Below are 13291 nucleotides of genomic sequence, written 5' to 3' on the forward strand. Positions count from 1 at the left end.
TTGGGCCGAGGACGGCTTTGCAGAGCAGGTGCGTGACGTTTTCGCCCTTCAACTCTACGAAGACCCTCATTTCGCATCATTTACGACGGCGAGGAGGTCGACGCGCGAGAAGCCATTAGGGATGTGACGCCCTACGAGGTAATGGCGACTACCGAAGACGGTCACGAATACAAGGCGACGGTGGACGTTATCGAATGAAAGAAGAAAGTCGAGCGGAAGCTGATGCTTTGCCTTCCGGGCGCGAGGGAGTGACGCTGACGCTTCTGTAGCAAAAAGATTGTGAGCGGTGGATGCGTTCAACTTACTCCGCTGGTTGCCGAGCAGCATCCGCTGTACGTTTCTGTCCTAGCCGCTGTTTGAGGATGCGCAGGAAGTCATCGACGAAAGTGAATATCACGGGGATTACAAGCAAGCTGAGGAAGGTGGAGGCTAGCAACCCGCCGATCACGACGATCGCCATGGGCTGCCGGAAACTTGAGTCGCCACCGCTGAGGCTCAAGGCCACAGGTAGCATGCCGCATCCCATCGCGATCGTCGTCATTACGATAGGGCGTGCTCGTTTATGACAAGCATCGACAAGGGCGTCAAATCGCGACATTCCGGCCCGCCGCGCCATGATCGCGTACTCGACCAGCAAGATCGAGTTCTTCGTCACCACGCCCATCAGCATTAGCAATCCGATTACCGCCGGCATGGAGAAACTCGTACCAGTCAGGACCAACGGGAGGAGGGCTCCACCGAGTGACAACGGCAGCGCCATGAGGATTGTCAGGGGTTGCAAAAAGTCGTGAAACAGGAGAACCAGCACGGCATAGATGCAGAAGACGCCGATCGCCATGGCTATGCCGAAGCTCTCGAACAATTCGGAGCTGCGCTGCAACTCACCTTGCTCAACAACCCAGACCCCGCCCCGCTCGACGAGCCGAACTCCTTTCGGCAGGTTCTGCAGTGCCGGGAGAGCCTGAGCTTCCGCATAGACGTCGTTGAGAATTCGGCCGTTGAGTTCTATCGATAGCGTGATGTTGCGCGAACGGTCGATACGGTTGATCTCGGATGGGCTGCCGCCGATACGGATATCCGCGATGGAGCCGAGGTCGACGCTTCCGTTCGTGCCGCTCACGCGGAGACCTGCGATGCCATCCAGCGTTGTCCGCCTCCGGGGATCGAACCGCACACGAATTGAGATCTGCCGCTGCGGCAGATTGAGCTTCGCCATGGACGAGGAATAGTCGCCGTTTGTTGCGACACGAACAGCGTCGGCGATTGACTCCGACGTGACGCCAAGCGCTGCCGCCCGCATAAAATCGGGCACGATCTGAATTTCGGGGGCCTGAAGCGACGCACTGGAAGTCACGGCGCCGATCCCCGGGAGGGTCCGCGTCTGTTCCTCGAGAGCATTTCCCGCCTGATCGAGAGCGTCTGGATCATCACTGGCGAGCGTGATCTCGAGCGTTGTTCCATTGCCCCCTGTGCCGACTTCAACTCTCACACCAGATAAAACGGACAAGGCCTGTCGAATATCATTCTCGATTTCAGATTGTTTGCGATTGCGGTTGCTGATGTTGGTCAGGTCGACGACAAGCGTCGCGGATGTGACGTCGCTTGTCGTGGATGAATTGAGGCCACCACCGGTAGACGCGGTTCCGACAGCAGCAAACACACGGGTGACGTGCGGCACCTTTGCAATGATTTCCATGGCCTGGCGCGTGATCACGTCCGTCTGCTCGATGGTGCTGCCCGGCTGAAGCGTTAAGGTAACCTTCGTTTGCGAATCGTCCGATGCAGGCATGAACCCTGAACTCAACAAGGGGATCGCCGACAACGAAAGGCCGAGAAACACGCAGACACCGAGAACCGTCAGCTTGCGATGGCGAAGGCAAGCCTTTACAGTCGCCATGTAGGCACGCATCACCCGGCCATCTTTCTCATCGACCGGATGAGCCTTCATCATGTAAGCAGCCATCATTGGCGTGAGCAGACGGGCGACCAGCAATGAGGCCAGCACTGCTACGGCCGCAGTTACGCCGAACTGGCGGAAAATAAGACCAGGAATGCCACTCATAAAGGCAGTTGGCAGAAACACTGCGACCAAGGTGAAGGTCGTGGCGATAACGGCAAGACCAATCTCGTCAGCGGCCTCGAGCGCAGCGTCCATTGGCGTCTTGGCCATGCGAAGGTGACGCGCGATATTCTCGATCTCGACGATCGCATCGTCCACAAGGATACCCACCACCAAGGAGAGCGCAAGCAATGTCACCGTATTCAGGCTATAATCGGCCAGATACATCGCGAGGAAGGTCGGAATGACTGACAGGGGAAGGGCCACCGCGGAAAGGAAGGTCGCTCGCCAATCGCGCAGAAATAACCAGACCACCACAACAGCGAGTACTGCCCCTTCATAGAGCGTGTGCATCGAGCCGTCGTAATTATCGATGATCGGCCCGACCGTACCGTAGGCTTCTATGATCTCCACGTCTGGATTAGCGGCTGCGAATTCTCGTATCGCAGCTTCGATATCCGTGGCGACGCCCGTGTCCGAAAAGCCGTTCGAACGCTTGACCTGAACGCCGATCACCGGCTGCCCGTCGAGATATGCGATCGACGAGCGATCGGAGAAGCTGTCCGTCACCGTGCCGATTTCTTCGAGACGCACCAACTTGCCATTCGAAAGCGGGATCGCGATAGCCTTGAGCTGTTCCAGCGAGGAGACGGCGCCGAGTGTTCGGATCGTTTGCCTGTTGCCGCCAATCTCACCGCGGCCACCCGATGTGTCCGATTGGACCGATTTCAGGCGCGAGGAGACAGCCTCGGCGGTTATCCCAAGCGACCCCATGACTTGCGGGTTGAGATCAACATGCGCTTCGCGATCGATACCCCCGACGCGGCTGACCTCGCCGACCCCGGATACGGAAAGCAAGGCCTTCGTCATGTCGTTATCGACGAACCAGGAGAGTTCAGTTTCGTTGAGCCGTGTTGAACGCACGGCATACGTCAGGAGCGGAGAGTCTTGGATTGTGACCTTCGTCACGCTCGGCGATTCCATCTCGCTTGGCAGGTCTGTTGTACTATCGACAGCATTGCGGACTTCGTTCAGGGCTTCTTCGCTGTTTTTTTCCAGCTGGAAGGAAACGCTGATGGATACTGACCCGTCTGTGATCGTCGTGGTGATGTGATCAAGAAGGCTGAGCGAGGCGAGGTTATCTTCAATCTTTCGAGCGACTTCTGTCTCCAATTGCGCCGGTGCAGCGCCCTCGAGCGTGGCGGTGATCTTTATCGTCGGCAGATCCATGTCAGGAAAATTCTGGACCGCTAGCCGGTCGAAGGCGAGAAGACCAACGACGGTCAGCAGGATGAAGAGCAGGATCGCTGGAACCGGATTGCGGATCGACCAGGCGGAGAGGTTCATTGCGCATCTCCTTCGATCTTCACCAGGGCGTTGTCGGAAAGGAATGCGCCGCCAGACTTCACGACGCTCGCAGATAGGTCGATGCCCGACAGGATTTCCACCTCGCCGTCATTGCGGCGGCCTGTCTCGACGCGCTGGCGCGTAACGCGCCGGTCCTTGTTGACAGTGAAAAGGTAGCTGATGCCGTCGCGGAATACGAGCGCCGTCTCCGGTACGGTGAGCGCCTGCGTTGTCTGAAGCTCGACCTGCCCGCTTGCGTAAATGCCCACAGGCGGATGCGCCTCTGTCGGAAGCGCAACGTAAACGACTGCGCGGCCGGTTTCGGTGCTTACCGTCGGTCCGACCAATCTCACTTTCCCCTCAACGCGACTGTTGTTAGGACCCGAGATTGAAGCGGTAAGGCCTTCCTTGATGCTGGGGAGGTAACGGGCCGACACCTCCGCCTGCCATTCGACACGCTGCTGCCGCAGTAGCCGGAAAAGTTCGGTGCCGGACGAGACCACGGCACCAAGCTGGGCCGAGCGCGACGTGATCAGCCCGTCGTCGACCGCTGTAATCGTCGTCTGGTCGACCTTTATCTTCTGGCTTTCCAATGCTGCTTCAGCGGATTTGAGGTCGGCAGTCGCGGTTTGCTCTGCGATAAGGTATTCTGTGACCTTCTCGTCTGAAAGCGCGCCGCTGCCTTTCACTTGCCGCGCCCGGTCCGCATTCGCCTTGGCCTTTGCGAGATCGGCCTTCGCGATTTCAACCGCAGCCTCTTCCTTGCGCAGATCCGAAAGAACGGTTTCCTGCGAAAGGCGAACAAGAGGCTGGCCCTTCGAGACGACCGATCCGACGTCGACGAGAACATCGGTAATGCGGAGGCCGCTCGTCTCCGATGCGATGATTGCCTCATGCCACGGCTGCAGCCAGCCGTTTGCCGGCACCGTCTCCGCCCATCGGCGTTCCGTCGGCTTGACAACGGCAACGGTGAGGGCGGTCGCTTCGTTCTGCTGCGCACGGGAAGGTTGATTAACAAAAAACAGGCATGTCCCGCTGAGGAGGACAGCCAGAAGGTAGGCGGATCGCATCAGAGAAGGTTTCCTTGTGTCTTTGTCTGGCCCTGTGCCGGGAAAGCCATCCTGGCGTCCCAGCCTCCGCCCAGGGCCCTGTAAAGCGCGATCCAGTATCGAACGGCATCGCGCTGAGTTTCGATGAGTGTGACTTCCGCCGACTGCGCCGAGCGCCGAGCCTCCTCACGGTCGAGCAGGCTGGCACCACCGGCCTTCCAGTTGGCATCGATCGCGTTGAAGTAAATGCGGTAGTTGCGAACCGCCGTGGCCGCATCGCCGATCTGCCTGCGGGTGCTGTCCACACGCACAAGGGCGGTTTCAACCTCAGAAATCGCGCTCAGGACGTTGGATTTGTAGCTGGCGACTGCCTTGTCGTAGTCGGCGATTGCGCTCTGGACCGCCGCACGCCGCGATCCGCCGTCAAATAACGGAATAGACAACGCCGGACCAAAAGACCACGGCAGCGACGTCCCGGTCAGGGTCGAGCCGCTGATCGTCACCGAACCAGCCAGACTCAGACTCGGATAGAGATCGGCTTTCGCCACGCCGACGTCGGCGATGGATGCCGCAAGCTCCAGCTCAAGAGCGTTAATATCCGGACGCTGCCGCAACGTTTCAGCTGGGACGGACGTAATCCGCAAGGTTTTCGGGGTTGGAATGCCAGCTTTGCCCTTGGACAGAAGTTGTCGGACCCGTGTCTCATCGCCGCCGGTCAGTTGAGCCAGCGATTTGATCAGGATCTCGCATTCGGCGCGCTGCGCCGTCAGGCTTGACGAGGATGACGCCGCACTTGCCCGCGCCAGAGCTAGGTCCGCGCTGGAGGTCAGGCCCGAGGCTACGGCCGTTTCCGTCGCACGGATTGTTTCCCGTTGCGAGGCGAGTTCGATGCTGTAGGAATTTTCAAGCTGCCGGCAGGCCCGGTACTGGACATAATAGTCGGCCACTTCGGCCGCCAGCGAGATGCGGGCATCATGCCAGTTGGCGATCTGCTCGTGGACCCGAAGACGGGCCGCCTCGCTCGTCTGCCGCGCCTTGCCGAACAGGTCCATTTCCCAGGAGGCGTCGAGGCCGCTGCTCGAGGCCGTCGAGGCAGCAATACGGTTAGCCATCGCGCCATTCGTCCCCGAGCGCTCCACAGAGGCCGAGCCGTCCAGCCCCGGAAACAAACTCGCCCGCGCGGAAGCCAGCGTTGCGCGTGCGCTTTCAATGTCAGCGGTCGCCGAGGCGATATCCGGGTTCTCCTGCTGCGCCGCGAGCATAAGCCCGCCGAGCGATGTATCGTTAAACGTCGACCACCAGGACACGAGATTGGGCGTCTGGCCATCGTGCGGCAGGGTAGCGTGCCAGACATTTGCAACTTTCAGGTCGACGGATCGAAGTTCGGTGAAACTCGAGCAGCCGGAGAGAACAAAACCGATAGCGACGGCAGCGTAGCCAAAAATATTGCCATTCGTCGCCATTATTACAGCCTTTACGATCAACTATGTGGATGCCGGCTTTATCCGATCCAGCGTAAAGTGCTGTTAAGTTACGGTTAAGGTAGGTAAAATCCAGTGCCTAACCTAGGTCCGTTGTGTATGTCGTCGTCCTGGGAGTAATCGGCGGTCAACATGGAAAAAGTTCTTCTGGTCGATGATGATGTGGAACTCACCACGCTCCTCAAGGAATACCTCGTGGAGGAGGGCTTTGAGGTGTCGATCGCGCAGGACGGACGTATTGCGATCGGGATGGCCTCATCGAGTTCGGTCGATATCATCGTGCTCGACATCATGATGCCGCACATGAGCGGTATCGAACTCCTTCAACGCATCAGGCGCACGAGCGCTATCCCTGTACTGATGCTTACGGCCAAGGGAGATGACGCCGACCGCATCGCAGGGCTCAATCTCGGCGCCGATGACTACGTGCCAAAGCCGTGTTCTCCCGGTGAACTGGCAGCTCGGTTGCGTGCGATCCTTCGTCGGACCCGGCGGGCGGCTGGTTCGGCCTCGGAAATAGTCCAGGCCGGCGATCTTGTCATGCATCCCGGAACCAGGGTTGCCGAGTGGCAAGGCAAGCCACTCGATCTCACCGGAACAGAGTTCAGTCTGCTTGAGGTGCTGGCGCGCAGTGCTGGTCAGCTCGTATCAAAGCAAGACATTTCGAAACGAGCCCTCGGCAGATCGTTAACGCCTTTCGATCGCCGTATCGACGTTCACATCAGCAGCGTTCGCCACAAGCTCGGGGCACGAGATGACGGTCAGTCCTGGATCCAATCGGTACGGGGGCAGGGCTATCAGCTTCTGCAGGACCGATAATGCAGCGTCTGTTCTGGAAGTTCTTTACCATCATATGGCTTACCACGGCGGCCTCGATCGCTGTACTGTTCGCAGTCACCGCTCTCTTTCAAATCACGCCGTTCTCCCGTGAAGTCGAACGTGGACAGCAGGCTTTCGCGCTCGATGTCGCATCACAGCTCCTGGCGCGGGAGGGAAGGGACGCCGCCTTTACGTTTGTGATTGAAGCTGCCAGGGCCCGTGCGCCGGTCCACCTGTCGATTTCCTTGCTCGATCCTTCCGAAAACTGCACTGCCGGAACAGCCAATGATGAACGACACGTTCAGAACGAGGGTGCGTGTTATAAGCTCGTTGTTCAGAGGCAGGAGGCTGACCTTGTTTCGGAAACCTGGCTAAGGATAGTTCCCTGGCTGTCTGCCCTCTTGACTGCCGCGGTCGCGGCCTACTGGCTCGCACGATATCTCATTCGCCCCGTCGCTCATCTTCGCAGTGGACTGAACGCGCTTGCTCGTGGCCGCTTCGACATCCGCATCGGCGACCGGATGGATGGGCGGAAGGATGAGGTCGCAGCGCTCGCGCACGATTTCGACGCCAGTGCTGAGCGTTTGGAGCAGTTCCAAAAGGCACAGCAGCGGCTTTTTCACGACGTATCGCACGAGCTGCGCTCACCTCTGTCGCGACTCCAAGCGGCAATTGGCGTGCTGCAACAAAATCCTGGCAAGCTGAATGCCATGATGGATCGGCTGGTTCGCGAGATTGACCGGATTGACGGTCTGGTTGGCGAGATCCTCACGCTCGCCCGTCTGGCGGATCGGACAGCTGATGAAATCGAGATGCAAACGCTCAACGTAATCGATCTTCTGAATGACATTGTTGCCGACGCGGCCTTCGAAGCTCAAGCGCGCGGAATTCGAGTGCTGCACGAGGGAGTGCAGACCTTCGTCGCAGAAGTAAATGGTGAACTGATCTATCGCGCGTTGGAGAACGTCATCCGCAATGCGCTCAAATATACACTTGACAATTCCGTGGTTGCCGTTCGCTCCGAGGTGAACGGCGACAGACTTCGGGTCCTCGTGACCGATCAAGGCCTCGGGGTGCCAGAATCAGAACTGGAACGGATTTTCCAGCCATTCTCGCGTGGAAACGATGTCGGCGGACTCGGCGGTTACGGTCTCGGGCTCGCCATCACCAAACAGGCGATTGAACGTCACGGCGGATGCGTTGCCGCTTCTATCTCCGAGGCGGGTGGTCTGGCCGTCTCTTTGGAGATCGCGAGATCAATCCGTGGAGGGCAGGGTCTTTGTGAGTTAGCGAATCAGGCGTCTTCAGCAGTTGTTCGCGACCCATAGGTCGCAACGTTGAGCCAGATCAAGGAATTCGCTCCGAGCATACCGCCTAAGATCCTTGTCCCGGAAAGGAATACTCGCCTATGAAAACGCCGCGCCCGAGGAAGACAACCGTCTTGATATTGATCCTGCTGGTGGCGGCAGCCGGCGGCGGCAGCGCCTGGTATTGGTGGCAGAGCCAGCAGGGCCAATTGCCGGAAGGGCTTGTATCCGGCAATGGGCGTATCGAATCCGATCAGGTCGATATCGCCGCCAAGTCAGCCGGACGTGTTCGAGAGGTGCTGGTTCAGGAAGGCGATCTGGTCTCGGCTGGCCAGGTACTTGCTCACATCGACACCACGGAATTGCAGGCCGAACGAGCAAAATACGCGGCCGATCTGGCGGCCGAGGAAGCTTCGATGCTTGAAGCCAAGGCGACGGTCGCCCAGCGGCAGGCGGAGCTCACCCTTAAGGAATCCAACCTTCGCAGAGCACTCACCGTCATTAGAACCGGCGCAGTCAGTGAACAAGAACGTGACGAGGCGCAGAGTGAGCGCGATTCCGCAAAAGCAATCCTTGACGCTGCGGAAAAGAGCGTAACGGCGAGTGACCGCTCCATCGACGCAGCTCAGGCACTGATCGACCAGATTGACGCCCAGATCGCCGACACAGCCCTTTCCACGCCCGTGAAGGGACGCGTGCTCTATCGGCTGGCGAATCCCGGAGAGGTCGTCAGCGCTGGTGGCAAGATCCTTACCATTGTTAATCTTGCCGAAATCTACATGGAGATCTACCTGCCCCTGGAGCAGGCAATGCGCCTTCCGATCGGCTCTCAGGCCCGTATTCAGTTCGATGGCGCCGATTTCGCAATACCTGCCAAGGTGAGCTTTGTTTCTCCCGAGGCCCAGTTCACACCGAAGCAAGTCGAGACGCGCAGCGAACGGGACAAACTTGTCTTCAGGGTCAAGTTGCGTATTCCGCCAAGCCTTCTCGATCGTCATATCGAGATGATAAAGACAGGTGCACGTGGCGTCGGCTACGTCCGCCTCGATCCGAATCCTCCGGAGTGGCCCGACTTCCTCCAAAAGCGCCTTGAGGACGATCCTCTCGATGCGGAGGATTGACAATGGCGGCGGCAAACGATCCGATCACACGGATCTCCGGCGTGACCCATCGCTACGGCAAGGTCCTGGCGCTCCACAGCACGTCGCTCGAACTGCCAGCAAGCCAGATGATCGGGTTCATCGGCCCCGATGGGGCCGGCAAATCGACACTGCTCGGCCTGATTGCTGGCGCGCGCAAAATGCAGGCAGGGACCATCGAGGTCCTTGGCGGTAGCATGGCCGACTCCGGTCATCGTCGGGCGGTCTGCACGCGTATCGCCTATATGCCGCAAGGCCTCGGCAAGAACCTCTACCAGGAAATCAGCGTTGCGGAGAACCTCGCGTTCTTCGGCACGCTGTTCGGTCTGTCCGGCTCGGAGCGCGACGCCCGCATTGAGAGGCTCGGGGCAGCGACGGGATTGCTCGCCTTTCTTGACCGTCCGGCTGGCAAGCTGTCGGGCGGCATGAAGCAAAAGCTCGGTCTCTGCTGCGCCCTCATCCATGATCCCGATCTTCTCATCCTCGATGAGCCGACGACAGGCGTCGATCCACTTTCGAGGCGCCAATTCTGGACGTTGATTGCCGACCTGCGCCGCGCCCGGCCCGCAATGAGTGTGATCGTCTCGACCGCCTATATGGAAGAGGCGACCCAGTGCGACTGGCTCGTCGCCATGCACCAGGGCAGCACTCTTGCTTCCGGCACCCCTGACGAACTGCGCGCGGCCACGGGAAAAGAGGACCTCGAAGCGGTCTTCACCGCCCTCCAGTCGGGCCAACGGACCGGCCGGGCGCCTCTGGTCATCCCGCCACGTCCCTCCGGCGTGGAGCCGCCTGTTATCGTGGCAAAGGACCTGACCCGCCGTTTCGGAAAATTCACTGCGGTCGATCGAGTCAGCTTCACGATAGAAAGGGGAGAAATCTTCGGCTTCCTGGGCTCGAACGGCTGCGGCAAGACCACGACCATGAAGATGCTGACCGGGCTTCTGGCCCCGAGCGAAGGAAAAGCGGAGGTCTGCGGAAAACCTGTCGATGCCAGCGACTTGTCGATCCGCCGGCGCGTCGGGTTCATGTCGCAGTCCTTCTCGCTCTACGGCGAGCTGACAGTGCGGCAGAACCTTCTTCTCCATGCGCGCCTGTTCCATCTGGCTGCGGCCGCGGTCAACGACCGCACCGACAAGTTGCTGACGGAAGTCGGCCTTGCCGAATATGCCGATTCCGAAGCCAGTTCGCTCCCGCTGGGCGTGCGCCAGCGCCTCTCGTTGGCCGTGGCGATCGTGCACGATCCCGAGCTCCTCATCCTGGATGAGCCGACCTCCGGCGTCGATCCGATGGCGCGGGACGAATTCTGGCGACTGCTCGTCGGTCTGTCGCGAGATCGCGGTGTCACGATCTTCGTGTCGACGCATTTCATGAACGAGGCGATGCGGTGCGATCGCATCTCGTTGATGCATGCCGGCCGGGTGCTTGTTTGCGACACACCCGAAAAGGTCATTATGTCTCGGAACGGCGCCGACCTCGAGGAAGCCTTCATCGCCTATATCGAGGAGGCGGAGGCGTCGCAGCCCGACAAATCGGCAGCGAACCAATCCTCGACGATTGCAGCAACCGTAGCACCTGTCTCTACTGCGAAGACCGCGCTCATGCCCCTTCGCCGCCTCCTGGCTTATACGCAATGCGAGACACGGTCGCTTATGCGTGACCCAATCAGGCTCGCTTTCGCCTTCCTTGGCTCCTTCGTCATGTTGCTAATTTTCGGGTTCGGCTTGTCGAGCGACGTGACCAATCTCACCTTCGCCGCCTTCGACCATGACAACACGCCGGAAAGCCGCTCCTATCTCGTCAATTTCTCAAGCTCCGACTACTTCACCGAAAAGTCGCCGATCGGCAGCCTCCAAGAGATGGAAGACCGCCTGCGATCAAACGATATCACGCTCGCCATCGAGATCCCGCCGAACTTCGGCCGGATGGTCAAGCGCGACTCGGATTGGCAGGTCTCAGCATGGATCGACGGCGCCAACACCTCGCGCGCCGCGACCATCGAAGGCTACGTACAGCAAGCGCACGACCTCTTTTCCGAGCAGCGGGAACGCGAGTCGAGCACGCCTTCGTCATCCGCAGGAAGCAACTCGATCGAGGTCCGCTATCGCTACAATCCGACCAACGAGAGCATCTATGCTATGGGACCGTCGGTTCCCGCCATGCTGCTCATGATGTTCCTCGCGATCCTCATGGCGGTCAGCGTTGCACGGGAAAAGGAGATCGGCACGATCGCGAACTTCTACGTGACACCGACGACGCGGCTGGAGTTCCTGATCGGGAAGCAATTGCCCTACATTGGCGTCGGAATGATCAACTTCGTGATCATGACGGCCACCGTCTGGTTCCTGTTCGAGGTGCCCCTGAAGGGGAGCAGCATAGCGCTCGCCATTGGTGCTCTGCTTTATGCGATGGCAGCTACCGGCTATGGGCTTTTCATTTCGACCTTCACAAAGAGCCAGGTTGCCGCGGTGTTCGCCGGAGCAGTCCTGTCCATGCTGCCGACGATGCAGTTCTCGGGAATGATGCAGCCGGTCTCGACGTTGGAGGGCGGCGCGCGCTTAATGGGTTACCTGTGGCCGACTTCCTACTACATGCACATCAGCGTAGGCGCCTTCACCAAGGGACTTGGTTTCGGCGACATGGCGACAGACCTGATCGCGCTCGCACTGTTTCCTCCTGCGTTCATGGTGCTCTCTTTGCTCCTCCTGAAGAAACAAGAGAAATGAGCATGGTCAGCCCGTCCACCGTCTTCTGGCTTGGAACCAAGGAACTGAGGACCCTCTCGAAGGATCTGATGATGATCCTCTTCATCGTCTGGTCCTTCGGTTTCAGCGTCTATACCCAGGCGAGCGGCGGTGGAGAGACCGTCAACAATGCGGCGATCGCCTTCGTCGACGAGGATCAGTCGCGCCTGTCCCGCGCCATGGCCGAGCAGTTCTCTCAGCCCTACTTCCAGTCCGTCGAAACGATCAGCGCCTCCGACATCGATAGGGCGATGGACGAGGGGCACTACACCTTCATCCTCGTCATTCCGCCGGGTTTCGAAAAGGACACGATAAGGGGGCGCGATACCGAACTCCAACTGCTCGTGGATGCGACGGCCTCGCAACAAGCTGGGCTCGGCGCCAGCTACATCCAGAATTATGTGTCGGATGTCATTAGCCGTTATCGCAATGATTATGAAGAGACAACGGGCCTTTCTTCCGATCTCGTCATCCGCCGCGCCTTCAATCCCAACGGGACACAGGCGTGGTTCAGGGCGATCGCCGGCCTTGCCGATCAATTGTCCATGTTGGTCATCATTCTGACCGGCGCGGCGCTCCTGCGCGAGCGCGAGCGCGGCACTATCGAACATCTCCTGGTGATGCCGATCACCGCGTTCGAGATCGCGCTCGCCAAGGTGTGGTCGAACGGTCTGGTCATCATCGTCGCCTTTGTCTGCTCGCTTCTTTTCGTGATCGAGGGCGCGCTCGACGTTCCCATCGCCGGCTCGCGTGCGCTGCTGCTTCTCGGCACGATAATTTACGTGTTCGCGGCATCCGCCATCGGTATCTTCCTCGGCACGCTCGCGCGCACCATGGCCCAGTTCGCGCTGCTCATGATCATGGCGGTCATGCCTATGATGATGCTCTCCGGCGGCATGTCTCCGGTCGAAAGTCAGCCCCAATGGGTGCAATACTTGACGTGGTTCCTACCCTCCCGCCACTATATCAGCTTCATGCAGGCGATCGTCTATCGGGGCGCCGACTTCACGATTGTCTGGAAGGAATTCGCCACCGTGTTGATGATGGGCGTGACGTTCCTCGCCGCAAGCCTGCTTTTGTTCCGGCGTTCGATCGTAGCCGCGCGATAATGACAATCAGGATAGGCATTCTTTGAATCTGGAGGGTTCCGTGAAGTCCGCGGGGGGGGTGGGTGCGGCAATCGGTGACCGGACCTCGTGGACGGGGTTTTGGAACAGTGTTCTCGCCGCCCCTTGCGGTGTTCCTGGCGGCTTTTTGGCTGGCCGGCATCGATCTCGCTCAATGCCGATCTTGCCAGAAACAAATCATGTGGAATCGGAAATCATTTGTAACCATGCGGCTCCAAG

General features: G+C 59.3%; 8 protein-coding genes. 5 read left to right on the forward strand and 3 right to left on the reverse strand.

Annotated features, from left to right (window positions below):
- Window positions 1-301: 301 nt before the first annotated feature.
- The 3 genes from ABK249_RS20980 to ABK249_RS20990 are packed head-to-tail and all read right to left on the reverse strand — an operon-like array spanning window position 302 to window position 5918.
- The gene (locus ABK249_RS20980; protein WP_348863870.1) at window positions 302-3406 is read right to left on the reverse strand and encodes an efflux RND transporter permease subunit; all 3105 of its coding nucleotides are present in this window, start codon (window positions 3404-3406) and stop codon (window positions 302-304) included.
- Window positions 3403-4476, reverse strand: coding sequence for an efflux RND transporter periplasmic adaptor subunit (locus tag ABK249_RS20985; RefSeq protein WP_348863871.1), 1074 nt, complete (start codon window positions 4474-4476; stop codon window positions 3403-3405). Before ABK249_RS20985 ends, ABK249_RS20980 begins: the two co-directional genes overlap by 4 nt.
- A complete protein-coding gene (locus ABK249_RS20990) occupies window positions 4476-5918 on the reverse strand; it encodes an efflux transporter outer membrane subunit (protein WP_348863872.1) in 1443 nt (480 codons plus the stop codon). The genes ABK249_RS20985 and ABK249_RS20990 overlap by 1 nt, the downstream gene beginning before the upstream one ends.
- Window positions 5919-6068: 150 nt before the next feature.
- Here ABK249_RS20990 and ABK249_RS20995 point away from each other — a divergent pair, with 150 nt between their 5' ends.
- The 5 genes from ABK249_RS20995 to ABK249_RS21015 all read left to right on the forward strand — a co-directional run bounded on the left by ABK249_RS20995 (window position 6069) and on the right by ABK249_RS21015 (window position 13054).
- A complete protein-coding gene (locus tag ABK249_RS20995) occupies window positions 6069-6755 on the forward strand; it encodes a response regulator (RefSeq protein ID WP_348863873.1) in 687 nt (228 codons plus the stop codon).
- Window positions 6755-8083 carry a HAMP domain-containing sensor histidine kinase gene (locus ABK249_RS21000; protein WP_348863875.1) on the forward strand — a complete coding sequence of 443 codons (1329 nt, stop codon included), beginning with the start codon at window positions 6755-6757 and terminating at the stop codon, window positions 8081-8083. The genes ABK249_RS20995 and ABK249_RS21000 overlap by 1 nt, the downstream gene beginning before the upstream one ends.
- Window positions 8084-8202: 119 nt before the next feature.
- The gene (locus tag ABK249_RS21005; RefSeq protein ID WP_348863876.1) at window positions 8203-9183 is read left to right on the forward strand and encodes an HlyD family secretion protein; all 981 of its coding nucleotides are present in this window, start codon (window positions 8203-8205) and stop codon (window positions 9181-9183) included.
- 2 nt (window positions 9184-9185) lie between these two features.
- Complete coding sequence (rbbA, locus tag ABK249_RS21010; protein ID WP_348863877.1) at window positions 9186-11927, forward strand: ribosome-associated ATPase/putative transporter RbbA; 2742 nt, start codon at window positions 9186-9188, stop codon at window positions 11925-11927.
- Complete coding sequence (locus tag ABK249_RS21015; RefSeq protein WP_348863878.1) at window positions 11924-13054, forward strand: ABC transporter permease; 1131 nt, start codon at window positions 11924-11926, stop codon at window positions 13052-13054. Before rbbA ends, ABK249_RS21015 begins: the two co-directional genes overlap by 4 nt.
- The last annotated feature ends 237 nt before the right edge of the window (window positions 13055-13291 follow it).

Origin of the sequence: Neorhizobium phenanthreniclasticum, from assembly GCF_040066075.1 — a bacterium.
GTDB classification, from domain to species: Bacteria; Pseudomonadota; Alphaproteobacteria; order Rhizobiales; family Rhizobiaceae; genus Neorhizobium; species Neorhizobium petrolearium.

Bases quoted from the DNA above. Each gene is read 5' to 3' on its own strand.
- ABK249_RS20995 (WP_348863873.1), top strand. From the start codon at position 6,069: ATGGAAAAAGTTCTTCTGGTCGATGATGATGTGGAACTCACCACGCTC.
- ABK249_RS21015 (WP_348863878.1), top strand. From the start codon at position 11,924: ATGAGCATGGTCAGCCCGTCCACCGTCTTCTGGCTTGGAACCAAGGAA.
- ABK249_RS21000 (WP_348863875.1), top strand. From the start codon at position 6,755: ATGCAGCGTCTGTTCTGGAAGTTCTTTACCATCATATGGCTTACCACG.
- ABK249_RS20985 (WP_348863871.1), bottom strand. From the start codon at position 4,476: ATGCGATCCGCCTACCTTCTGGCTGTCCTCCTCAGCGGGACATGCCTG.
- ABK249_RS20980 (WP_348863870.1), bottom strand. From the start codon at position 3,406: ATGAACCTCTCCGCCTGGTCGATCCGCAATCCGGTTCCAGCGATCCTG.
- rbbA (WP_348863877.1), top strand. From the start codon at position 9,186: ATGGCGGCGGCAAACGATCCGATCACACGGATCTCCGGCGTGACCCAT.
- ABK249_RS20990 (WP_348863872.1), bottom strand. From the start codon at position 5,918: ATGGCGACGAATGGCAATATTTTTGGCTACGCTGCCGTCGCTATCGGT.